This is a genomic window from Bradyrhizobium sp. USDA 241 (genome assembly GCF_049739505.1).
In the GTDB taxonomy this organism is placed as follows: Bacteria; Pseudomonadota; Alphaproteobacteria; order Rhizobiales; family Xanthobacteraceae; genus Bradyrhizobium; species Bradyrhizobium liaoningense.
Genome location: NZ_JBMGPZ010000005.1, coordinates 694,652 through 716,311, shown reverse-complemented (window position 1 = coordinate 716,311; position 21,660 = coordinate 694,652). Strand labels below are relative to the sequence as shown.

Here is a 21,660-nt window from a genome sequence, read left to right as displayed (position 1 = left end):
ACACGGTTGACCCGGCGAATCTTGACCCGAAGATTTTGTTAACTATTGGTCACAGGATTCGCCAGGGAGCTATCGCTGAAAGTTGGTGACGGCGGGAATCGGGAAGGCGGCATATCGTGGGGGTGCTTGACGCCTCCACTTCTCCACCGAAGGAGCGATATGCCGTGTCCAACGATAACGTCACCAAGCTGATTCAGCCAGGAGTGTTCGACGACCAACTCACCGAAATCTTGCGTAACGGGGCCCGCGCTCTGTTGGCGCAGGCGGTCGAGGCCGAGGTCGCGGACTTTCTCGGCAAGCATGCCGATGTGAAGACCGAGGACGGCCAGCAGCGTGTGGTCCGCCACGGTCACCTGCCGGAGCGCGAGGTGATGACCGGGATCGGTCCAGTCTCCGTCCGCCAGCCGCGTGTGCGCGATCGCGAGGCCGCCGCCGCCGATCCCGACCGTATCCGGTTCTCGCCATCGGTCGTGCCGCCCTACATGCGGCGGTCGAAGTCGATCGAGACGCTGCTGCCGATCCTCTATTTGAAGGGGATCTCGACCGGCGACTTCTCCGAGGCGCTGGCGGCGCTGCTCGGCAAGGATGCTGCCGGGTTGTCGGCATCCGCCGTTGGTCGCCTGAAGGACGGCTGGCTCGACGAGTACGCCGCGTGGCAAAAGCGCGATCTTTCGGCCAGGCGCTATGTCTACATCTGGGCCGATGGCATCCATCTCGAAGCTCGCCTCGAGGACGAGAAGCAGTGCATCCTGGTGCTGATCGGCGCGACGCCGGAAGGCCGCAAGGAACTGGTCGGCTTCACCGATGGCGCCCGCGAGAGCGCGCACGATTGGCGCGATCTGCTGCTCGATCTGAAGCGGCGTGGGCTCGACGTGTCGCCGCGGCTCGTCATTGCCGACGGCGCGCTCGGGTTCTGGAAGGCCGCCGGTGAGGTCTGGCCGACAACGCGCGAGCAGCGCTGCTGGGTGCACAAGACCACCAACGTGCTCGCCAAGCTGCCAAAGAGCCAGCAGCCGAAAGCCAAACGCGCGCTGCAGGAGATTTGGATGGCGGAGTCCAAGGCCACCGCCGAGCTGGCATTCGACGCCTTCATCGAGAGCTACACACCCAAATACGAAAAGGCGGCCGACTGCCTCGGCAAGGATCGGGACACGCTGCTGGCTTTCTACGACTTCCCCGCCGAGCACTGGAAACACCTGCGGACGACCAATCCCATTGAAAGCACCTTCGCCACCGTGCGCCACCGCACGATCCGATCGAAGGGTTGCCTGTCCAACAGGACGGCGCTCGCGATGGTCTTCAAACTGGCCGAGGCCGCGCAGAAAAGTTGGCGTCGACTCGATGGTCACAACCAGTTGCCAAAACTCGTGCTCGGTGTGACATTCAACGACGGGATTGAGGTCATCGCCAAGCACGGCTGACCGTGAGCCCAAAACCGCCGCCGCCTGACCGGCCCGGCCGTCACCAAAATTTGGCGATAGCTCTTCGCCAGGGATGACAATCCTCTCCTAACGACACGGATGTGCAAAGCGAGCAACTATCCAATTCCCACAACGAGTAAAAGCTCTCGCGTTCGTCAGGAATTGCTGTCTGCAAAGTTAGTCCAGACGCAGGTTAAGGCGACCCACGAATTTGCCCCGTCGCTGCTTACGCCTTCTAAGCAACTACATTGTCTTACCCGAGAGCAGCTAGCCCGTCTTATTCGTAAGAGTGCGCCTGAGGGCTGGCGAGCGTGGTGTAAAGCGCTGATGCGGCGTAGGATTCGGTTGCGAAGCCACCCCATCACCTTCAACCGCGAACGCCACGCCCGCCATGACCGACGATACGATTCCGCCCTTCTCGTTTCCAGCCGTTCACGCCAAGAAAGTCACAGCTGCCTTCGATGGCGGTCGCCTGACCTCGAACGGGGGCGTGATGCTTCTGGCGATGGCCGAGCGGCGTCTCGGCTTGGCCGACAATCTGGCCCGGGTGTTCCCGGATCGGCGCGATCCGACGCGGGTCGTGCACAGCCTTGTCGATATGTTCCGCGCGCGCATGTTCGCGATCTGCTGCGGCTACGAGGACGCCGACGACCTCGATCATCTGCGGTCCGATCCCGCATTCAAGCTGGCCTGCGGACGGCTGCCGGACACGGGCCGCGATCTGTGTTCCCAACCGACGCTGTCGCGGCTGGAGAATGCTCCGCGCCTGCGCGACGTGATCCGACTGACCTACATTTTGGTCGACGCATGGATGGATAGCTACCCGCGCGAGCCGGCATCCGTCACGCTCGACATCGATGATACCTGCGATGTCGTCCACGGCCATCAGCAGCTCTCGCTGTTCAACGCTCATTATGACGAACGCTGCTTCCTGCCGATCCACGTCTACGACACGGAGAAGAGCCGTCCCGTGGCGGTCGTGCTGAGGCCCGGCAAGACGCCGGGCGGCGTCGAGGTGCGTGCCCTTCTGCGCCGCCTGGTACGGCATATCCGCACGCGGTGGCACAACACGCGAATTACGTTCCGTGGCGACGGGCACTATGCCCGGCCGGAGGCCATGGCGTGGTGCGAGACCAACGGCATCGACTACATCTTCGGTCTGTCCGGCACCAAGCCTCTCGCCAGAAAAGTCGACGAGGTCGCCGACGACATCCGCACCCGACGCGCCATCGAGAACCTGCCGGTTCTGCGTGGCTATACCGAGACGCGCCACAAGGCAAAGTCCTGGGATCGCGAACGGCGCACCGTCGCCCGTATTGAGGCGACGATGCTCGGCCTCGACATCCGTTTCGTCGTCACCAGCCTCGATGTCGGCTCGGCCGAGTGGATCTACGACAGCCTGTATTGCGCGCGCGGCCAAGCCGAGAATCTGATCAAGCTGCATAAGACGCAGCTCGCCTCCGACCGCACCAGCTGCCGTTCGGCGCTCGCCAACCAGGTCCGTCTCGTGCTCCATACGGCCGCTTATTGGCTGATGCTGACCGTGCGCGACGCCATTCCCAAAGTCCGGGAATTGGCCGCTGCCGAGTTCGCGACGCTGCGTCTTCGGCTCTTGAAAATCGCCGCCCGTGTCGTCGAGACCACGAGCCGCATTCGCCTTGCGTTTGCCGCGGCATGTCCCGAAGCCGACCTGATCTGCGGCTTGCCCGGCGCGCTGCTGCCGCTCGGTCCTTGACCGGCGGGGCGTCCGCCCCCGTTCGCCCAACCCATCCCTCAAGCGCGTTGCAAAGTACCGGTCGTCAGGCGGCGAAAAGCCGAAGGCAATCCTGTGCGCCTCGTCAGACAAGATGTGCGGCCGCATCAATCGGGCCCAAAAGCCGCACTCTCACGAATAGGACGGGCTAGGCGCATGATGCCACTGCGGATTCCGATTTATTCCGGCCGGGTATTCCGACTTGAAGCCGGCCATCGTTCCGATTTGAAGCCGGCCACGATTCCGAAATGAAACCGGCCGGCATTCCGATTTGAAGTCGGCCGGGTTTTTGGAAGTCGGCGTTTTCGTTTGGATCAGTCCCTCAGGCATCAAGTCCCGCGTTGATCAACGTGGGGAAGCGGATGCCGGCCAAGAGAGAACTGACCATGCGACAGATACGACAGATGCTGCGGCTTGCCCGTGATGGGGTGAGCGCCCGGGAGATTGGGCGCACGCTCGGCGTGGCGCGCAGCACCATCCAGGACAACCTCAAGCGTGCCTCGACTGCCGGGCTGGCGTGGCCTTTGGCGGGCGATCTGACCGACGCCGTTCTTGAACAACGTCTGTTTGCCCATGCCGGCGTCAGGCGCGGCTTTCGCCGGCGCCGGGAGCCGGATTGGGCCTCGCTGGCCTGTGAGCTGAAGCGGCCTGGCGTCAATCTGATGGTGCTGTGGGAGGAGTACCGGGCGGTCCACCCGGAAGGTTATGGCTACAGCCGGTTCTGCGATTTATTCCGAGAATTCGACCGGCGGCTGTCTCCGACGATGCGGCAGGACCATCCGGCCGGCGACAAGGTCTTTGTCGATTACTCCGGCAAGAAGATCATGATCGTTGATCGCGAAACCGGGGTTGTACGCGATGCGGAGATCTTCGTCGCCGTGCTTGGCGCCTCGAATTACACCTACGCCGAGGCGACCTGGACGCAGACACTTCCGGACTGGATCGAGGCCCATGTCCGGATGTTCCGGTTCTTTGGCGGGGTGCCGCGCCTCGTCGTCCCTGACAATCTGAAGTCCGGCGTGCACCGGGCTTCGTTCTACGACCCTGAAATCAATCGCAGCTACGGGATGATGGCGTCCCATTACGGCGTTGGCGTCCTTCCGGCACGGCCAAGAAAGCCGCGGGATAAGGCAAAAGTGGAGGCCGGGGTTCGGTTTGCCCAGACCTATATCCTCGGGCGGCTTCGTCGCCAGACCTTCTTCTCGTTGGCCGAGGCGAACGCAGCCATTGCCGCTGCGCTGGAGCGGATCAACGCGCACATCATGCGCCGGCTCGGTGTCAGTCGCCGTCAATTGTTCGAGACGGTCGAGATGTCGGTCCTGGCGTCGTTGCCGGACGCCGATTATCAGTTTGCGGAATGGCGCGTGGCCCGCGTCTCGCTCGATTATCATGTCGAGATCGACGGCTTCTTCTACTCAGTTCCACACGGCCTGATCCGGGAGCAGGTCGACGTCCGCGCCACCACCCGGACCATCGAGCTGTTCCATCGGGGTTCGCGTGTTGCGGCTCACCAGCGCCGCTACGGCGGCCGCCGGCACGGCACCGATCCCGACCACATGCCCAGCGCGCATCGGCGTTACGCCGAGTGGACTCCCGAGCGGTTCCGTCGCTGGGGACGATCGATCGGGCTAAACACTGAGGGTCTCGTCCTCGCCATTCTGGCCAATCGGCCTCATCCCGAACAAGGATTCCGGACCTGTCTGGGTGTGCTTCGGCTGTTCAAGGATCTCGATCCGGAACGCGCCGAGTTGATCGCGGCCCGCGCGGTTGCGGTCCGCGCGCTGACCTACAAGAGCATCGCCTCGATCATCGCCAACAAGCTCGACCGCAGCGCTCGCCCCACCGATGACGTCGTCGTCGACCATCCCAATCTGCGCGGCCCCGGCTACTTCCATTGAAAGGAAAATCCAGCATGCTGACCCATCCCACGCTCGACCTGCTGCAAAATCTCGGTCTCCACGGCATGGCCAAAGGCTTCAAGGAGCTTGATGCCCAGCCCGAAGCACGCAGCCTCGAACATGCCGAATGGCTGGCCCTGCTCCTGGAACAGGAGAAAACGCAGCGACAGCAAAAGCGGTTTGAGAGCAGAGCTCGCGCCGCCAAGCTACGTCATGCCGCTTGCGTCGAGGATGTCGACTACCGTGCCATCCGCGGGCTCGACCGCACGCTCTTTCTAAAACTCGCCGCCGGCGACTGGATCCGAGCGAGGCATAATCTCCTCGTCACTGGGCCATGCGGCGTCGGCAAGAGTTGGCTTGCTTGCGCCCTCGGCCACAAGGCCTGCCGGGACGACTTCGCCGTTGCCTACCATCGCGTCCCGCGTCTGTTCGCCGCTCTCGCACTGGGACGCGCCGACGGACGCTATACCAGGATGCTGCGGGCGATCGCACGACTTGATCTGCTGATCCTGGACGACTGGGGACCAGAACCTCTCGACGCCGACCAGCGCCGTGATTTGCTCGAAATCGTCGAGGATCGATACGAAGCCCGTTCGATCATCGTCACCAGCCAGCTGCCCGTCGATCGCTGGTACGAAATCATCGGAAACCCCACCATCGCCGACGCGATCCTCGATCGCCTCGTCCACAATGCCTACCGCATCGAACTCAAAGGAGAGAGCCTCAGGAAGCAGAAGCAACCCGCTCAAGATCAACCGGTCTCTTGACCTTCCCAGCCCTCGACGACATCATGAAATTGACCCATGCGAACGACGCCACGGGTGGCCGGCTTCAGATCGGAATACCCGGCCGGCTTCGAATTGGAATGCATGGCCGGCTTCGTTGGAATCCACAGCCGTGCTGGCCAGAAACGCGCCAACCTCGATCTCGATCGCCCTGGCAAGCAGGTCCCGCGCGCCGGCACGAACGATATCGGTCAGTGGATCATCAACCGCGGACGGCTGACGGAAAGCAAGAACATTGGTAGTCTCGGTCATGGCGTATCGCTCTCCTCGAGAGGTTCTGGCAGGCTCGTCACCCGCCTCGATACGCCGCCTTCCTCACACCGTCATCACCCAGATTCCGCCATAGCTCCACGATATCCTCACCCACCGCGATCGAAAGATCCGGCTTGACGGTGACGAAGACCGGCTTGTCGGGCCGCGGCGCCGGTTCGGCCGCGGTGGCCGGCAGATCGACGCCGATGTCGACGGTGGCAAGCGGAGCCGCCACCATGAAGATGATCAGGAGCACCAGCATCACGTCGATGAACGGCGTGACATTGATCTCGTGGGTGACGTCGAGATCGCTGGGCTCGCCGCGCGTGAGCAGCGATGGCGAGCGTGCGCCGAGCTTGGTGGCCATGGCCTACTCCGCAGCCCGCGCCAGGCGGAGATGGCCGTGGTCGCGTTGGCGGCTGACCAGCAGCATGAGCTGCGCCGAGGCGTCGCCGAGCAGGGCGCGGTAATTGGCAATGCCGCGGACGAGATGATTGTAGATCACGACCGCCGGAATCGCGGCGACGAGACCGAGCGCGGTCGCGAGCAACGCTTCCGCAATGCCCGGCGCGACGACTGCAAGACTGGTGGTGTGGCTCTCGGAGATGCCGATGAAGGAATTCATGATGCCCCAGACGGTGCCGAACAGGCCGACGAACGGCGCGGTGGCGCCGATGGTCGCGAGCACGCCGGTGCCGCGCGCGATCTGCCGCGACATCGCAGCCTCGACCCGCTCCAGCCGCAGCGCCACCCGCTCCTGCAGGCCGTCGTCGAGAATGCCGCCGGAGAGCTCGGCCTCCCTGGCGCAGGACTGGATGAGCTGGGCGACCGCGTCGCGCGCGTCGCCAGCCCTTGCGGATGCCTCGGCCAGCGTCATGTTGCCCTCGAGGGCGCGCGTGCGCTGCAGGGCGAGCGAGCCCTTGCGGCGCAGCTCGATGGTCTTGGCGAGCCACACCGTCCACGTCGCCAGCGAGGCGATGGCGAGCCCAACCATCACCGTCTTCACGATGATGTCGGCGCTGACGAACATGCCCCAGGGCGACAGATTGCGCGGCAACAGGGCTTCGTCGATCGCGAAGGCCGGTGCCGGCGCGAGCACCAGCGCGATGGCTAGGATTGCATGCCGAAGCCTGGAATTGCACTGCATCCCGATCTCCCGTCAGGTTGAAACGAGCTAGGCCTCTGGGGCGCCCGCGATCCGGTCCGCAAGTTGCCGAAACCGCGCCAACTGGTCTCCGCGTAGCGCCCGGGTTTCGTCCCGGCCGACAAACACCTTGAACATGATGCCGCCATCGGCGTTGACGAAGGCGACGAAGGCGGACGACTTGCCCATGAAGGGGCGCTCGATGAAGGCAACGGCCGCGCACCGCTCGTGGCGGAGATGGCCGTGCAGGCCCTTCGGCTGCATCAGGTTGAAATAGCCGCGGCCGATCTCGCCGGCGGGAATTGGTCCCGTGAACTCGAAGATCGCATCATCCGTGTGCACGATCAGCGTGACCTCGCCCCATTCCGCAATGTCCTGCATGACGGCAGCAAAGTGCCCTCCGCCCCCGATGCGCATCATGGCAGACGGCAGCGCCTCGATCACCGCGCGCGGGGTGACCTTGCGCTCGCGCGCGACGTCTTCGATCACCGCGCCGGGATTGTCCGCCATATACGCCTTGAGATCGGCGAGATCGGTGCTCGGCATGTCCGGCCCCCTTTCGTGATCGGCCGCGATCTAGGCGGCCGCGCTCGCCTTGCGCTCGGTCATGATGACCTCGAACCCTTCGAACTTGGGATGACCGAGATAAAGGCTCTCGCCGGTCTTGTTGTCGGCGCGCGCATGAGCGCGGCGGAATTCCTCCGAGCGGGTCCAGGCCTCGAAGGCCGCCTTGTCGATCCACACCGTGTGCGAGGAATACAGCGTGTGGTCCTCGGCAACCGGCCCCTTGAGCAGATGGAATTCGACGAAACCCGCCATGCTGCCGAGATAGGACTCGCGCGTCCGCCAGACAGTTTCGAACGCGGCTTCCGAGCCGGGCTTCACCTGAAAGCGATTCATAGCGATGAACATAAAGATCTCTCCTTGCTGTCAAGACGAAAACGCGCCGAAGCCGCGCTGGAGCATCAGCGCGGCCCGGCGGAGGTTGTGGAGCTGCGGGGCCGGTCGGCTTACGCACCTCCAAAGTGGATCTTCATTCCGGCCTTGTAGACTCTGCCCGGACCCGGGCTCGACCACAGCACGTCGTTCTGCGACGTGCCGTCGGTCGAGCTGCCGGGAATGGCATAAGGCCGGTAGTACTGGTTCAAGAGATTGTCGATCGACGCCGAGATCACGATGTCCCTCGTCGCATTGTAGGTCAGGTACAGATTGACGAGATCGTAGCCGGTCGAGCGAATATAGTTGGCCGGCACGTCGTTGTTGGGGCCGTACGACGCCCACTGCGCCGACAGGATCAGGGTGCGATCGAGCAGGCGGACGCCGCCGGTGGTGACGACCTTGGTCGGGGTGATGGTCGCAAGCCCGATATTGGTCTGGACGTTCTTGCCCTTGATGTAGCGCCCCGAGACGCCGATGAACCAGCTGCCGGCATCGTACATCGTCTCCGCCTCGAAGCCCTCGATGCGGGCATTGGCGATGTTCTGGTATTGGTAGTACTGGCTGTACGAACCGAACGGCGGTACCGCGACCGGCGCCGAAGCGACGAGGTCGATGTAGTCGCTGACATCGTTGCGGAAGAGATTGATCTTGCCGCGGAACGAGTCGTTGGCGCTGAAGATGTTGTCGTACTTCAGGGAGCTATGGCTGATTTTGGGTGACGCGGCCTGATCAGGCGGCGTGGCTTTCAGTGTTCGGAATGACTTCGATTCCGTCGATGAACTTTACACCGGCGATGACTTTCGGCAACTGGTTCGTGCTCTTCAATCGCCGCCAGGTCTTCGATGCGGCGTCGATGAGCTTGAACACCATCAGCTTCGCAGTTTGTTGCGACAGCGATCCCTTGGTCCGCACCGTTCGGTGGCGCACCGTGGCGAAGACGCTCTCGATCGGGTTCGAGCTGCGTAGGTGGATCCAGTGCTCAGCAGGGAAGTCGAAGAAGGCGAGCAGCGCATGGCGATCCTTGATCAGGCACTCCACCGCACGTCCGTATTTGACGTGGTATTTCTCGACGAAGACGTCGATCGCGGTTTCAGCTTCGGCCCGGTGTGGGGCCAGATAGATGTTCCGCAGGTCGTTCTTCATGGGGCCCTGCACGGATTTGGCGACCTTGTCGAGTACGTTGCTCACTTTATGGCACCAGCATCGTTGGTGCCGCGTGCCGGGAAAGGCCTCGTCCAGTGCCTTCCAGAAGCCGAGGGCGCCGTCGCCGATGGCGAGTTGCGGGGCAATCCGTAACCCGCGTTGCCGCAGGTCGATCAGGAGTTCGCGCCAGCTCTGCGCGCTCTCGCGCACGCCGACCTGGAAGCCGATCAGCTCCTTCTTGCCTTCCGGCGTGGTGCCAATCAGCACCAGCATGCATTCGCTGTGATCTTCCATGCGGGCCTGCAGGTACACGCCATCGGCCCAGATGTAGACATAGCGACGCGCCGACAGATCGCGTCTCTGCCAGCGTTCGTACTCGACCTGCCAATCGGCCTTCAGGCCGGCGATCACCGAAGGCGACAGGTTCGGCGCATCCTTGCCGAGCAGCGCCGAGAGCGCCTCCTGGAAGTCGCCGGTCGAGATGCCGCGCAAATAGAGGACCGGGATCAAGGCATCCAGGCTCTTCGTCCGCCGCGCCCATAGCGGCAGGATTGCCGAACTGAAGCGGAGGCGGTCGCCTGGCCCGCTCGCTCCGCGGTCGCGGACCTTGGGACGAGCGACCTCCACCGGACCGATGCCGGTCGCAATCTCGCGCACCGGACCGTGCCCATGTCGGACCAGGCGCGCTCGACCGTCGGGCAGCGTCAGATTGGCCGTGCTGGCCAGAAACGCGCCAACCTCGATCTCGATCGCCCTGGCAAGCAGGTCCCGCGCGCCGGCACGAACGATATCGGTCAGTGGATCATCAACCGCGGACGGCTGACGGAAAGCAAGAACATTGGTAGTCTCGGTCATGGCGTATCGCTCTCCTCGAGAGGTTCTGGCAGGCTCGTCACCCGCCTCGATACGCCGCCTTCCTCACACCGTCATCACCCAGATTCCGCCATAGCTCTACTTCAGGTTGATGCCGACTTCCTTGTTCTTGCCGACCTCGGGACGAAGGTTCGGGTTGGGCAGGAAGCAGAACAGGCCGACGGTGCCGTCTGGACAGGGAAAGAAGGCCGGTCCGCCACCGGTCGCATGCGCGCCCGAGATCACGGTCTCGGTGATCGACGGCGCGCGATAGCCCTCGGCATAGCTGACATAGGGCTGGAAGCCCGGAACCGGCGTGACGCCAAGCGTGATCTTCGGCGAGAAGCGGTCGCCGCCGGCGCTGGTCCTGCCGGCATCGAGGTCGTAGCGGTCATAGCGGATCGCGCTCACCGCCTCGAACCAGGTGCCGTAGTTCTGCTTCAGCTGAAGGAAACCGCCCGACACGGTGCGAATGCCGCTCGGCGTCGTGATGTTGGAATTGCCGCGGCTGTCGGTCGTGATCACGTCGTCCTGGAAGGCGTCGATGCCCCAGGTGACGGCGTTGCGCCAGTCGCCCACGTTGAATCGCGTGGTGTTGTTGACGTCGATGCCGTAGGTATCGAGGACATAGCCGCGCTTGTCGCCGACACAGCCCGAAATGTTGTTGCCGAAATTGCCCGTCCCGCAATAGGCGCCGCCGGACGTGGAATAGTGATAGGTCTTGGTCTGGTCGTTGTCGACGCGATTGCCGTAGATCGACATGTGCCAGTCGAACAGATTGTCGCTCGGCAGCGAATAGTTCCAGGTGATGGTCCCGGTGTAGTTCTTCGCATCGGAAGCGTAGACCGACGAGCCCTGATAGAGCGCGCGCTGTGCTGCCGTTATCACCGGACCGCGGTTGAACTGGCCGATATCGTATTGATAGTCCTGGAAGACGGCGCCGAACTTGACCTCGTGACCGAGAGCCGGCCGCACCGTGAGCTTCATCAACCCGGCCTCGACCTGGTTGCCGGTGTTGCCGATCTCGGTGCCGTTGCCGTCCTTGTAATTGCCTTGCGTGCGGTAGACCGCGCCGCCGAAGATATCGACGTCGGGCGTGGCGCGCACGCCGCCGAACACCGAGCCGAGGCCGCGATTGTTGTTGGAGCCGTAGGAGCCCGAGAGATCGACGCCCCAGCGCTCGCCGGGGCGCAGCACGTCGTTGATGTCCTTGGTGCGGAACGAGACTAGGCCGCCGATCGCGCCGGAGCCGTAGATGTTGGCGGTCGGTCCGCGCACGACGTCGACCCCGCCGATCAGTTCGGGATCGAGGAAGAAAGAGCCGTTGGCGTTGTGGCCGGTGCGCTGGTAGTTCTGCCGCGCGCCATCGACGACGACCGCGACGCGCCCGAAATCCTGCAAGCCGCGAATGTTGATGACGGTCGCAGGATCGTCGCCGCGCTCCTGAAACGACACGCCGGGAATGGCGTAGAAGATGTCCGACAGCCGGTTCGGCTGAAGCCCCTGGATCTTGTCCAGCGAAATCGAGCTGACGGGCGCGAGCGCATCGATCGCCCGCTCCGGGGTCTTGGTCGCGGCGACCGTGATGGTATCGAGCGTCTGCACCGGTGCCGTACCGCCCGCTTGCGCGTGCGCATTCATGACGTCGGGCGTTGCCTGCTGCGCCGCCTGCGGCTTGGCCGGCTTGCGCTTTGCCTGCTTCGGCCGCTCCGACGAGGCACTTTCGGCTTGCGGCGATGCGGTCTGCGCGAGACTGCTCTCCGTCACCAATGCTGCAATTGAAACCACCGACGCGCCCAAGATCAGGGCGCGCGAATACCTAGCCCCGTCAGCCATATCAGCCCCAGCCTGCACTTCGCTTTAATTTTGGAGTCTTTGGCTGGCGCGCGTTCGCAACGCGAACGACTGGCTGGCTGATCTTCTCAAACCGAGGGGACGTCACCCCGCTGCCACAATTGGTAACGTGGCAACACTCTGACGGTCAATGACAACTGATTGCAGTTTATATCGATTGTAAATTGGGGCCGTTGGAATGCGCCTCGCGCCGCTTATACAGGACAAGCTAGATCTGAAATTTCGAAGGCGCACCACAACGACAATGTCAGCATCATCCGGAGACAGCGGCGGCGGCGCGGCGGGTCCGACAGGACGCCCTTCTGCCGCAACGAGAACCCTCACCATGCGAGGGAGCCGGATCGACAGCCGCGAGCTGTTTGCGGCTGAGCGCGAGATCATCATCGCGCATGGCGAGGACAGCTATCGCCTGCGCCTGACCTCGCAGAACAAGCTGATCCTGACGAAGTGAAACGCAATGGCATTTTGTCGCACTCTCGCCAATCTCCTGCTCTCCGGCACGATCGCGCTCGCATCTGCCGCGCACGCGGCCGGCATCACCGTGCATGACGCGCGTAATCGCGAGGTCGCGGTGAACGACTTCGCGCGCACCGTCTCGATCGGCGGCGCCATCACCGAGATCCTCTATGCGCTCGGGCTGGAGAGCCGGCTGGTCGGCGTCGATACGACGAGCCTCTATCCGCCGGCGGCACTGCGCGACAAGCCCAATGTCGGCTACATGCGCCAGATCTCGGCTGAAGGCGTGCTCGGCCTCAACCCCACTCTGATCCTGGCGATCCAGGGCTCGGGCCCGCACGAGACCATGGAGATCCTGGAGACGGCGAAGGTGCCGCTGGTGCTGGTGCCCGAGACCTTCTCCGAGGAAGGCCTGATCGATAAGATAAGGCTGGTCGGCCACGCCATGGGCGTCGACGCGCGTGCCGAGTGTCTCAGCGCCGCCGTCGGCGCCGATCTTGCGCAACTCCGCGCACTGCGCGCCAGGGTGACGAAGCCGGTGCGCGTGATGTTCGTGATGTCGCTTCAGAACGGGCGGGCGATGGTGGCCGGCCACAAGACCGCAGCCGACGCGATCATCCAGCTCGCGGGCGCGACCAATGCGGTGGACGATTACGACGGCTACAAGATCATCGGCGACGAGGCGATCGTGGCGGCCAGGCCCGAATTTGTGCTGTCGATCGAGCGCGGCAAGGAGTCGCTCCAGGCCGACGCGGTCTATGCCCATCCTGGTTTTGCGCTCACGCCGGTCGCGGCCAACAAGAGCTTCATCACCATGGACGGGCTCTATCTGCTCGGCTTCGGGCCGCGAACGGCGGCGGCGGCGCGCGATCTCTCCGTCAAGCTCTATCCGGCGTTGGCCGACCAGGGCGGCGCGTTCACGTCGGCCCTGTCGGCGGCGAATTGCCGGCAATGAGCGTGGCGGTCGGGATCGAAGCACCGAGCCCGCGACGAAGCGCGAGACGGCGGTCCGCATCCTTCGCGATTCCTGTCCTGATCGCGGTGCTCGCGGTGACGGCGATCGTCGCGCTGACCGTCGGCGCCGCCGGCATCCCTCTCTCCCGGCTGCCTGCCGCGCTGGGCCTTGCCGGTGAAAGCACTGCCATGACGGCTCGCGACCAGCTCGTGCTGTGGTCGATCCGCATTCCACGGATCGCGGCAGCCGCGATGGTCGGTGGCCTGCTTGCCGCGGCCGGCGCGATCATGCAGGGGCTGTTTCGCAATCCGCTCGCCGATCCCGCCCTGGTCGGCGTCTCCAGTGGCGGCGCGCTCGCAGCCGCAAGCGCGATCGTCTTCACGGATTCGCGCTTCGGCGAGGCGCTGCGCTTTCTCCAGACCGAGCTGTTGCCGCTCGCGGCCTTCGCGGGATCGCTGGCGACCACCGCGATCCTTTACGGCATCTCCAGCCGATCGGGGCGGACCTCGATCGCGATCTTCCTGCTCGCCGGCGTCGCCATCTCCGCCATCGCCAATGCCGGCATCGGCCTGCTGGTGTTCATCGCCGACGACCGCCAGCTCCGCGACATCACGTTCTGGATGCTCGGCTCGATGAGCGGCGCGACCTGGACCAAGAGCGCCCTGCTCGCGCCGGTCCTCGTCATCGGGCTGGCCGCCTGCGCCTTGATCGCGCGCGGCCTCGATCTGCTGGTGCTCGGCGAGGCCGACGCGTTCCACGGCGGGGTCGACGTCGAACGCCTGAAGCGGATCTCGATCGTCATGGTCTCCGCCATGACCGGCGTCGCGGTGTCGATCTGCGGCGTCATCGGCTTCGTCGGCATCGTCGTGCCGCATCTGCTCCGCCTCGTGATCGGGCCGGCGCATCGCCTGCTGCTGCCGGCCTCGGTGCTGCTCGGCGCCATCCTGATGGTCGGCGCCGACACGCTGGCGCGCACCATCGTGGCGCCGGCGGAGATGCCGATCGGCATCCTGACCGCCGCCGTCGGCGCTCCCGTCTTTCTCTTCATCCTGCTGCGACAGCGCGGACTCGCCTCGCTATGAACGCGGTGATCGAGGCACGAGCGCTAGGCAGACGCGCCGGCCGCGCGACGCTGCTCGATGGCGTCGGCCTGACGGTTGCGGCGGGCGAGATGGTCGCCGTCATCGGCCCGAACGGCGCCGGCAAGTCGACACTGCTGCGGCTGCTCTCCGGCGATCTTCGCCCGAGCGCAGGCGAGGTGCGCCTGAAGCAGCGCGACATCGGCAGCTTCGCGCCGCGCGAGCTTGCCGCGCGGCGCGCGATGCTGTCCCAGCACATCAACGTCACCTTCCCGTTCACGGTCGAGGAGATCGTTCTGATGGGCGCGGGTGAGCGCAGCCTTCGTGAAGCCGGTCCACTCGTCGATGCGGCGCTGGACGAGGTCGGCCTCGCACATTTCCGCGAACGGCAATTGCCGACGCTGTCAGGCGGCGAGCAGCAGCGCGCCCATTTCGCCCGCGTGCTGGTGCAACTCGCCTGCGGCGAGGCCGAGCATGGCCCCGGGCTTTTGCTGCTGGACGAGCCGACCTCGAGCCTCGATCTGCGCCACCAGATCGACCTCGTCGAAGCGGCGCGCCGCCGTGCGGCGGCCGGCACCGCCGTCATCGCGATCCTGCACGATCTCAATCTCGCGATCCGCTTCGCCGGCCGGCTGATCGTGCTGAATGGCGGCCGGCTCGTCGCCGATGGGCCGCGCGCGGAGATTGTCACACGCGAGATCATCCGCGATATTTTCGAGATCGACGCTGTGGTCCATCAGGCCGATGGCGTGCCTTACGTGCTGCCGCAATCGATGCGGGCGGTTGAGACTGGAATCTAGCCCGCAGTCAAACCCGCGAAGATGGTGCGCCCCCATCCACCGCTTGCGGGGGAGGGTTGGGGAGAGGGTGTCTCAACAACGAAGACTCCCCCAGAGGAAAGAGCCCTCACCCCAGCCCTCTCCCGCAAGCGGGAGAGGGGGCGCACCTTCTTTGCGGCGCGACTGCTCCCTACCCCGCCGGCACGATCACCATGCTCTTGTCCTTGGGCCAGCGGACGCGCCAGGCGAAGTTGATGTCCTTGACCTCGCCCGGCCTGGCATCGAACGACCATTCCAGCACGCCGCGCCTGTCGCGGATGTTGCTCGCGGTCGGCTGGGTGCTCGAGGGCAGCATCTCGACGACGATGTCCTCGTTCTCGCTGACCGGCAGCTGATCCTCGATCGCGACCTTGATCGGGAAATCATGGCCGTTGCGGATCGTGGTCTTGAACGAACGCTCGTCGGTCTTGGATGTCGTCACGAGCAAGCCGGCCGAGCCCTCGTTGCGCTTGAGCACGGCGCGCTCGATTCTGACCTTGTCGTCGGCGCCGAAGCCGAGCCGCACGATGTCGTCCTTGGCGGACGCCGTGATCTTGCCACGGCCGACGAAGGTGCCGTCGCGGTAGATCGCGACCTTGCCCGGCAACAGACTGGCATCGTCGGTCTGCTTGAAGCTGGCTTCGAGGAAGGCGGTCGGATCGATCACCGGTGCCGCGCGAACCGCGAGATCGGCGGGCACGGTCATGGAAGCAATGCGCAGGCTCTTGGCGCCCTCGGCGGCGCCGAGGCTGACGCGGCCGGGAATTTTGAACGTGGCCTGGAAATCGCCGATCTCGGCGACGGCCTGTTGCTCGTCGGCGCGCTCGGTCGCCTCTGCGACCTTGGACATGGGCTCGAACTGCGCCGAACGCTGGCGCGCGGTGGGCGCGGGCCGCGCCAGGTCCGAGGCGCTGCCGAGTGCAAGGGGCTTCGGCACTTGCGGATATTGCGCGACCAGCGAGTTCAGCTCCGGCGCGCTGCCGCCGCGGCCAATGCGGACTGTGGAGACGCCGAGCGTCACGTTCGACCAGTCCTCGCCGGTCGACTGCGTGACCTCGGCGCGGCGGACGAGTTCGAGCTGCGGCTTGCGATCCTTGGCGCCGGTATCGAGCCGGGCGTCGTAGAGCGGCACCCAGCGCGCGTTGCGCACGGCGTAGGTCACCCGCAATGTCGCTTTGGTCGCAGCCGCCGAGGCGACGTCGATCCGCACTTCCAGCTTGTTCGGCGGCTTGGCCGAGCGCTCGGCTTCCAATTGCGCGATCTGTCGGTCGATCTCGCGCTGTTTTCGGGTGGCTTCGCGGATTGCGGTGTCGGCGATCGCGATCTCCTCGGCAACCGCTGCAAAAGCCGCGCGCCATTCGGTGATCGGCCGCGCCTCGCCCTTCTCGCCGAGGCCGGCCGGGGAGGCTTCGGCAAAATGCTGCGCAAATTTACGCCGGGCGTCGGCAGAGTCGATCGCACCTTGCAGATCGGCCCGCTGATCTCTCAGCGCTTCGATGCGCTTGTCGAACTCGGGGAGGTTGGCTGGCTGCGCCGCCCTCGGCGGCCGCGCGTCGATCGTGCCGATGGTGAGCTTGGCGCCCGCCTCGCCTTCGACGCGGAGGGACGACGGATCGAGCGAGAGCGGAAAATCCTTGGCGACCAGCGTCGAGTCCCCGGAGGCGAGATCCAACGAAATGACGCGGGTGACGGTGGCGCCGTCGGGATAGACGGTGACCGTGTCGATCGCCGAATTGGCGTCCACGTTGGCCGCCCATGACGGCCATGCGATAGCCGCGGTCACCAGGACCAGGCTCGTGGTTGCCAACCATTTCGCGGTGATGCGCATGAAGTCCCTCCTGCCGGTATCGCCGCGCCGCCAGCCGGACGCGCGCGATGAAATGCCTCGCCATCGTGATGAGACGCGGCCGGGAAGGAACTGGTTCGATTGGGGTTTCCTTGGGGCGCAGCCGCGGCAGCAGCATGGCCGCAGAACGCATCGGCGCGCGGCCTCGGCGGAGCCTCAGGCCTGCGTGGGCGAACCCTGGCCGAAGATGCGCCGGAGCAGATCGGTCACGTTGCGGGCGCCGGCCTTCTTCAGGATGCTGGCGCGGTAGCCCTCGACAGTCCGCGCGCTCAGATGCATCCGCCGGGCGATCTCCTTGTTGGTGAGGCCGGCGGCGAGATGCTCGAGCACGTCGCCCTCGCGCGCGGTCAAGGGCTCGCAACCTGTCAGCCAGCGTCGCCGGCTCGCGCCGGGTTGCGCAAATTCGTCGATGGCGGCATCGATCCGGCCGACGATGTCGTGGGTCCGGAACGGTTTTTCGATGAAGTCGGCCGCTCCGCTCTTGATGGCGTCAACGGCCATGGCAATGCTGCCGTTCGCCGAAATCACCAGCACGGGCGCCATGCAGTTCTCCCCGCGCAGCCGCTTGAGCAGGTCGAGGCCGGACCGATCAGGCGGCAGCTCCAGCAGCACGCAGGCCGGCATCCGCGCCCTCGCGGCGGACAAGAGGGATGCATCGTCGGCGAAACAGATCACCTCGTAGGCGTTCTGCTGGAGCGCGGTCGAAAGTTGTTCGGGGGAGGCAGCGTCGGTGTCGATGACGAATATCTCCGCCCTTGGAAAGCATGTTTCCCGGCATGATTCCGATCCAGCAATGTCTTGGTCAAAGGGCCCGAGACGGTAGCGGGCTCCATCGCCCTGCCGCACCGTCGTAAACACGGCATTCACGCCCGTGCTTCGGTTTCCCCTATGTATGTTCCGCACGGTTCCTGGATTTGACGGACCGGGACAGAAATTTTACATTTCGGGACATCCGCGGGAACAGCTGGCAGGAACGGTTCGCATGACCGATCTCATTCGCAGCTCGAGCCTGACTTACTATCCGGAGGTCGCCCGGTCGGTCGGGCTCGACCCCAGGCAGATGATGCGCAAGGCCAGGCTGCCTCGACAAGCCCGACACGCCCATTGCCGTCGCCGGCCTGCGCCGTCTGCTCGAATTGTCCGCGGAGGCGTCCGGCGCCGAAGATTTCGGCCTGCGTCTCGCCGAGCGCGGCGGCCTGACCGATTTCGGCACGGTCGGCTTGATCGTGCGCGAGCAAGCGACCGTCGGTGAGGCGATCGATGCGTTCTCGCGCTTCATCCATATCCATCATGATGGCATGCGGCTGGACGTTGCGCGCAGCAAGCAGACCGTGACCATCACGATGCGTCTGCGCGGCCGGAAACCGAGCGCGCCGCGGCAGTCGATCGACGTGGCGCTCGGCAGCGTCCACCGCATCATCCAGTCGCTGTTCGGGCATGACTGGCGGCCGCAGGAAGTGCACCTGCATCATCCGCCGCCTCGTGATCGCAAGCGCTATCGCGAGTTCTTCGGCTGCCGCGTGATCTTCAACGCGAGGGATGACGCGATCGTGCTGTCCGCGCACGACATGGAACGCCGGATCCCGAACGCGCATCCGCTGATCGCGAGCTATCTGCGCAAACGGATCGAGACGATCGAAACACGGCCCGCAAGCTGGGAGCAGAAGGTCGACGAGGTCGTACGTCTCCTCCTTGCCGGCGGCGACTGCACGGTCGAGCGCGTCGCCGAGCATCTCGCCTGTACCCGCCGCACCATCCACCGCCGTCTCGCAGCATCGGGCACCAGCTTCTCGGCCATCCTGGACGCGCAACGCGCCGATCTCGTGATCCAGCTGATCGACGACCCCGGCCGGCCGCTGGCTGACATCGCGATGCAGCTTGGCTTTTCCGCGCAGAGTGCCATGGCGCGCTGGTTCCGCAGCCGGTTCGGCTGCACCATCACCGAATGGCGCAAGGGCGTCCGGCCCGTGACGGCACCGCCCACGGCGACTGCAGCTTGAGTTCAGCGTGCGGGAGCGGGCACGCCCATCGTGGCGAGGCCACGCCACCGGCTGCCGGCGAGCAGCGGACCGAACGCAATGGCAAATCCGAGGAAAGCGGCGATCCAGCCGCAGGCGGCGATGTGCAGCAACACATCGCCATGCGCGGGCAACACGACGGCAGCGACCCGAGCCAGAGCCGCGACGATGATCGCAGCATAGATTCCCTGTATCGCCGGCGAAGCCGTCAACGCCTGTCCGGTGTGGCCGAGGCTCGCGCGGGTCATTACCGCGAGCGTCATGGTTCCCGCCGCACCTGCCATCCAGGCGTGGATGCCGGCGCTTGGCGGCAGCACACCGAGAACCGCGAGCGCATGCAGGATGAAACCGAACGGCACGAAGACGTAGCCGACATGCAGGATCACGAGCAGCCGCTCGCGGAAGGTGCGATCGCCGGCCCAGCGCGCAAGCCGCACCAAGTGCAGCCCGCCGACAAGTGCCATCACAATTCCGGTGACGGCATTCGACGGCGCCACGATCCATGAGACGAGCGCGAGCGCACTACATCCGATCACGGCGCCGTCGAAGCGTCCGAACGGCACGGGCAGTCTGCCGGGATTGAACTTGACCAGCCAGTTGCGGGTGAAGCTTGGGATGATGCGGCCGCCGATCAACGCAATCAGCAGAATGACCACGCTGATGCCGACGCGGATGCTGACATCGGCCGCGCCCTGGTCGTGCGTTTCGACATGAAAGGCAATGTTGCCGGCGAGCAGAACGAGCACCAGCCCCACCACGGGCAGGTTGCGCCAGTTGCCGCCAGCGATGATCTCGCGCATCGCGGCGGCGACGACCAATGCCAGGAAGGCGGCATCGACGATCAGCGCAAACGCCCAGCCGACATCGGCCGACATCGTCACAACGATGCGCCCGGCGAGCCAGACCATCAGCAGCGCCCCCAGCGGCCTGCCCTGGATCGGCAGCCGCCCCGTCCAGTTCGGGATTGCCGTGAACAGGAACCCGGTGATGACAGCGGGCAGGAAGCCGTAGAGCATCTCGTGGATGTGCCAGTCACGTGGCCCGAATGCGGAACTCACGGACAATTCGCCATAGAAGATCGGCAGCCAGGCCAGGATCGACAGCGCCGCCTGGATCGCGGCGAGCAGAAAAAAGGGCCGAAAGCTGTTCGCGAACAACGGCCAGCCCGCAAAGTTACGGGATCGGGCGCCAGCCATGGCATCAACTCCAATAAATCCAGATCGTTGTTTGGAAAAATACCGCCACCCGACCGGCCCGTTTTGCGCTACCGCAAACACCAGGACGATTGCAGGTGCCATCACACTCCCGAGCGCCAAGGAGGCAGAATGGCCAAGGTCGACACATCGCTGGTTGCGCATTTGCCGCTGTTCGCGGGGATGACGCCGGAAGCTCTGGACGAGATCCTGCGTGAGGCCCGCTCGGCCCGCTTTTCCAAGAATAGTGCCATCTTCGAGCAGGGGGCCGACGCGCAATCCTTCTTCCTGCTGTTGCACGGTCATGTCCGCGCGGCCAAGACCACGCCGACCGGTGAGCAGATTGTGGTACGCTATGTCGCGCCCGGCGAAACATTCGGGCTCGCGATGGCGATCGGAGCCGCGCGCTATCCGGCGACGGCGATGGCGGTCGATGACAGCGTGGTGCTGATCTGGCCGACCTCGGCCTGGCCGCGGTTGGTCGAGCGGTTTCCTGCGCTTGCCGCCAACACGCTCCAGACCGTCGGCACCCGGCTTCAGGAGAGTCACACCCGCATCCTGGAAATGTCCACCCAGCAGGTCGAGCAACGCATTGCGCACGCGCTGCTGCGCCTCGCCAAGCAGTCCGGCAAGAAACTCGACCACGGCATCGAGATCGACTTCCCGATCAGCCGCCAGGACATCGCGCAGATGACGGGCACCACGCTGCACACCGTCAGCCGCATCCTGAGCGGCTGGGAGAGCCAAGGCCTCGTCGAGAGCGGCCGCCAGCGCATCATCCTGCGCGAGCCGCACAAGATCGTCGTGTTGGCCGAGCGGAATGCCGACAGCGGCGCGGCGTGAGAGCCGACGCCGGGATGCCTCCGCTGACGGGGATGAGGGGCGCTTCCGCTTACGGCGAAAGCGCTCCCTCCTTCAGGAACGCGCGCGCCCGCGCGATTCCAGACCGTTTCACGCCGACACGCAATCGCTCAATGCAGCGAGGAATTTATCGCGCTCGATGCCATGTTCGCGGCAGGCATCATCCACGGTGTGGAAGGTCGCGATAGGACAGCCGACGCAGGCCATCCTGAAGGCGAGAAACACGCGGATCGTGTGCGGCGCCGTGCACATGATGTCATCGACCAGATCGTCGGATCCGAAGGGCATGGACAACTCCGTTCCGAATTGACGATAGCGGAGCGAGCGGAAGCCTCTTTGTCGAAGCGCAAGCTGTTGCCAGTTCCGCCGCCGTCACTCCGGGACTCGCGCGTG

16 protein-coding genes and 6 pseudogenes are annotated in these 21,660 nt (G+C 64.9%); 10 read left to right on the top strand and 12 right to left on the bottom strand.

Going from position 1 to position 21,660, the window contains the following annotated elements; translation table 11 throughout:
• The first annotated feature begins 164 nt into the window (after nucleotides 1-164).
• The 4 genes and pseudogenes from ABIF91_RS25255 to istB all read left to right on the top strand — a co-directional run bounded on the left by ABIF91_RS25255 (nucleotide 165) and on the right by istB (nucleotide 5,839).
• Nucleotides 165-1,449, top strand: a pseudogene (locus tag ABIF91_RS25255) (IS256 family transposase).
• A 363-nt stretch (nucleotides 1,450-1,812) separates the two neighbouring features.
• Entirely contained in the window at nucleotides 1,813-3,156 is a 1,344-nt protein-coding gene (locus ABIF91_RS25250; protein ID WP_424578699.1) for an IS1380-like element ISBdi2 family transposase, read from the top strand.
• Between the two features lie 380 nt (nucleotides 3,157-3,536).
• Entirely contained in the window at nucleotides 3,537-5,072 is a 1,536-nt protein-coding gene (gene istA / locus ABIF91_RS25245) for an IS21 family transposase (protein WP_424578659.1), read from the top strand.
• A 14-nt stretch (nucleotides 5,073-5,086) separates the two neighbouring features.
• On the top strand, nucleotides 5,087-5,839 hold the full coding sequence (gene istB / locus ABIF91_RS25240) for an IS21-like element helper ATPase IstB (protein WP_038943657.1): 753 nt from the start codon (nucleotides 5,087-5,089) through the stop codon (nucleotides 5,837-5,839).
• A gap of 126 nt (nucleotides 5,840-5,965) precedes the next feature.
• Here istB and ABIF91_RS25235 read toward each other — a convergent pair.
• The 8 genes and pseudogenes from ABIF91_RS25235 to ABIF91_RS25200 all read right to left on the bottom strand — a co-directional run.
• A pseudogene (locus ABIF91_RS25235) lies at nucleotides 5,966-6,109 on the bottom strand (IS256 family transposase); the annotation flags it as partial.
• Nucleotides 6,110-6,206: 97 nt separating this feature from the next.
• A pseudogene (locus ABIF91_RS25230) lies at nucleotides 6,207-6,476 on the bottom strand (biopolymer transporter ExbD); the annotation flags it as partial.
• A gap of 3 nt (nucleotides 6,477-6,479) precedes the next feature.
• Nucleotides 6,480-7,256, bottom strand: coding sequence for a tonB-system energizer ExbB (gene exbB / locus ABIF91_RS25225; protein WP_284282697.1), 777 nt, complete (start codon nucleotides 7,254-7,256; stop codon nucleotides 6,480-6,482).
• A 27-nt stretch (nucleotides 7,257-7,283) separates the two neighbouring features.
• Nucleotides 7,284-7,799 (bottom strand): heme utilization cystosolic carrier protein HutX, encoded by a 516-nt coding sequence (gene hutX / locus ABIF91_RS25220; RefSeq protein WP_028182335.1) that lies wholly within the window; start codon nucleotides 7,797-7,799, stop codon nucleotides 7,284-7,286.
• 30 nt (nucleotides 7,800-7,829) lie between these two features.
• Nucleotides 7,830-8,165, bottom strand: a complete 336-nt coding sequence (locus ABIF91_RS25215; protein ID WP_028182336.1) for an antibiotic biosynthesis monooxygenase family protein — start codon at nucleotides 8,163-8,165, stop codon at nucleotides 7,830-7,832.
• Nucleotides 8,166-8,263: 98 nt separating this feature from the next.
• Nucleotides 8,264-8,890: pseudogene (locus ABIF91_RS25210) on the bottom strand (TonB-dependent receptor domain-containing protein); the annotation flags it as partial.
• Nucleotides 8,891-8,921: 31 nt separating this feature from the next.
• Nucleotides 8,922-10,190: an IS256 family transposase gene (locus tag ABIF91_RS25205; RefSeq protein WP_038952271.1), complete on the bottom strand. Its 1,269-nt coding sequence runs from the start codon at nucleotides 10,188-10,190 to the stop codon at nucleotides 8,922-8,924.
• Nucleotides 10,191-10,286: 96 nt separating this feature from the next.
• A complete protein-coding gene (locus tag ABIF91_RS25200) occupies nucleotides 10,287-12,023 on the bottom strand; it encodes a TonB-dependent hemoglobin/transferrin/lactoferrin family receptor (RefSeq protein ID WP_245285455.1) in 1,737 nt (578 codons plus the stop codon).
• Between the two features lie 262 nt (nucleotides 12,024-12,285).
• Here ABIF91_RS25200 and ABIF91_RS25195 point away from each other — a divergent pair, with 262 nt between their 5' ends.
• Genes ABIF91_RS25195 through ABIF91_RS25180 form a run of 4 tightly spaced genes read left to right on the top strand, consistent with a single transcriptional unit; the run spans nucleotide 12,286 to nucleotide 15,331 of the window.
• Nucleotides 12,286-12,492, top strand: coding sequence for a hemin uptake protein HemP (locus ABIF91_RS25195; RefSeq protein ID WP_028178629.1), 207 nt, complete (start codon nucleotides 12,286-12,288; stop codon nucleotides 12,490-12,492).
• A 6-nt stretch (nucleotides 12,493-12,498) separates the two neighbouring features.
• Nucleotides 12,499-13,452 (top strand): heme/hemin ABC transporter substrate-binding protein, encoded by a 954-nt coding sequence (locus ABIF91_RS25190; protein WP_028178630.1) that lies wholly within the window; start codon nucleotides 12,499-12,501, stop codon nucleotides 13,450-13,452.
• Nucleotides 13,449-14,534 (top strand): FecCD family ABC transporter permease, encoded by a 1,086-nt coding sequence (locus ABIF91_RS25185; protein ID WP_028178631.1) that lies wholly within the window; start codon nucleotides 13,449-13,451, stop codon nucleotides 14,532-14,534. Before ABIF91_RS25190 ends, ABIF91_RS25185 begins: the two co-directional genes overlap by 4 nt.
• On the top strand, nucleotides 14,531-15,331 hold the full coding sequence (locus tag ABIF91_RS25180; RefSeq protein WP_028178632.1) for a heme ABC transporter ATP-binding protein: 801 nt from the start codon (nucleotides 14,531-14,533) through the stop codon (nucleotides 15,329-15,331). The genes ABIF91_RS25185 and ABIF91_RS25180 overlap by 4 nt, the downstream gene beginning before the upstream one ends.
• 169 nt (nucleotides 15,332-15,500) lie before the next feature.
• Here the strand turns inward: ABIF91_RS25180 and ABIF91_RS25175 are convergent, their stop codons facing one another.
• Together ABIF91_RS25175 and ABIF91_RS25170 are read right to left on the bottom strand one after the other, a co-directional pair.
• On the bottom strand, nucleotides 15,501-17,177 hold the full coding sequence (locus ABIF91_RS25175; protein ID WP_028178633.1) for a mucoidy inhibitor MuiA family protein: 1,677 nt from the start codon (nucleotides 17,175-17,177) through the stop codon (nucleotides 15,501-15,503).
• Nucleotides 17,178-17,351: 174 nt separating this feature from the next.
• Nucleotides 17,352-17,973 (bottom strand): annotated as a pseudogene (locus ABIF91_RS25170) (response regulator transcription factor).
• 204 nt (nucleotides 17,974-18,177) lie between these two features.
• On the opposite strand from ABIF91_RS25170, the pseudogene ABIF91_RS25165 reads away from it, so the two are divergent.
• Nucleotides 18,178-19,195, top strand: a pseudogene (locus ABIF91_RS25165) (AraC family transcriptional regulator).
• Between the two features lie 2 nt (nucleotides 19,196-19,197).
• On the opposite strand, the gene ABIF91_RS25160 reads toward ABIF91_RS25165, so the two are convergent.
• The gene (locus ABIF91_RS25160) at nucleotides 19,198-20,409 is read right to left on the bottom strand and encodes an NnrS family protein (protein ID WP_028178635.1); all 1,212 of its coding nucleotides are present in this window, start codon (nucleotides 20,407-20,409) and stop codon (nucleotides 19,198-19,200) included.
• Nucleotides 20,410-20,538: 129 nt separating this feature from the next.
• Between ABIF91_RS25160 and ABIF91_RS25155 the strand changes: the two genes are divergently transcribed.
• Nucleotides 20,539-21,249 carry a Crp/Fnr family transcriptional regulator gene (locus ABIF91_RS25155; RefSeq protein ID WP_028178636.1) on the top strand — a complete coding sequence of 237 codons (711 nt, stop codon included), beginning with the start codon at nucleotides 20,539-20,541 and terminating at the stop codon, nucleotides 21,247-21,249.
• A 108-nt stretch (nucleotides 21,250-21,357) separates the two neighbouring features.
• Here ABIF91_RS25155 and ABIF91_RS25150 read toward each other — a convergent pair whose 3' ends face one another.
• Nucleotides 21,358-21,555 carry a DUF1858 domain-containing protein gene (locus ABIF91_RS25150; protein WP_028178637.1) on the bottom strand — a complete coding sequence of 66 codons (198 nt, stop codon included), beginning with the start codon at nucleotides 21,553-21,555 and terminating at the stop codon, nucleotides 21,358-21,360.
• Nucleotides 21,556-21,660 lie beyond the last annotated feature (105 nt).

Excerpts from the sequence above, each read along its gene's own strand:
- ABIF91_RS25250 (WP_424578699.1), top strand. The coding sequence starts at position 1,813 with ATGACCGACGATACGATTCCGCCCTTCTCGTTTCCAGCCGTTCACGCC.
- istA (WP_424578659.1), top strand. The coding sequence starts at position 3,537 with ATGCCGGCCAAGAGAGAACTGACCATGCGACAGATACGACAGATGCTG.
- istB (WP_038943657.1), top strand. The coding sequence starts at position 5,087 with ATGCTGACCCATCCCACGCTCGACCTGCTGCAAAATCTCGGTCTCCAC.
- exbB (WP_284282697.1), bottom strand. The coding sequence starts at position 7,256 with ATGCAGTGCAATTCCAGGCTTCGGCATGCAATCCTAGCCATCGCGCTG.
- hutX (WP_028182335.1), bottom strand. The coding sequence starts at position 7,799 with ATGCCGAGCACCGATCTCGCCGATCTCAAGGCGTATATGGCGGACAAT.
- ABIF91_RS25215 (WP_028182336.1), bottom strand. The coding sequence starts at position 8,165 with ATGTTCATCGCTATGAATCGCTTTCAGGTGAAGCCCGGCTCGGAAGCC.
- ABIF91_RS25205 (WP_038952271.1), bottom strand. The coding sequence starts at position 10,190 with ATGACCGAGACTACCAATGTTCTTGCTTTCCGTCAGCCGTCCGCGGTT.
- ABIF91_RS25200 (WP_245285455.1), bottom strand. The coding sequence starts at position 12,023 with ATGGCTGACGGGGCTAGGTATTCGCGCGCCCTGATCTTGGGCGCGTCG.
- ABIF91_RS25195 (WP_028178629.1), top strand. The coding sequence starts at position 12,286 with ATGTCAGCATCATCCGGAGACAGCGGCGGCGGCGCGGCGGGTCCGACA.
- ABIF91_RS25190 (WP_028178630.1), top strand. The coding sequence starts at position 12,499 with ATGGCATTTTGTCGCACTCTCGCCAATCTCCTGCTCTCCGGCACGATC.
- ABIF91_RS25185 (WP_028178631.1), top strand. The coding sequence starts at position 13,449 with ATGAGCGTGGCGGTCGGGATCGAAGCACCGAGCCCGCGACGAAGCGCG.
- ABIF91_RS25180 (WP_028178632.1), top strand. The coding sequence starts at position 14,531 with ATGAACGCGGTGATCGAGGCACGAGCGCTAGGCAGACGCGCCGGCCGC.
- ABIF91_RS25175 (WP_028178633.1), bottom strand. The coding sequence starts at position 17,177 with ATGCGCATCACCGCGAAATGGTTGGCAACCACGAGCCTGGTCCTGGTG.
- ABIF91_RS25160 (WP_028178635.1), bottom strand. The coding sequence starts at position 20,409 with ATGGCTGGCGCCCGATCCCGTAACTTTGCGGGCTGGCCGTTGTTCGCG.
- ABIF91_RS25155 (WP_028178636.1), top strand. The coding sequence starts at position 20,539 with ATGGCCAAGGTCGACACATCGCTGGTTGCGCATTTGCCGCTGTTCGCG.
- ABIF91_RS25150 (WP_028178637.1), bottom strand. The coding sequence starts at position 21,555 with ATGCCCTTCGGATCCGACGATCTGGTCGATGACATCATGTGCACGGCG.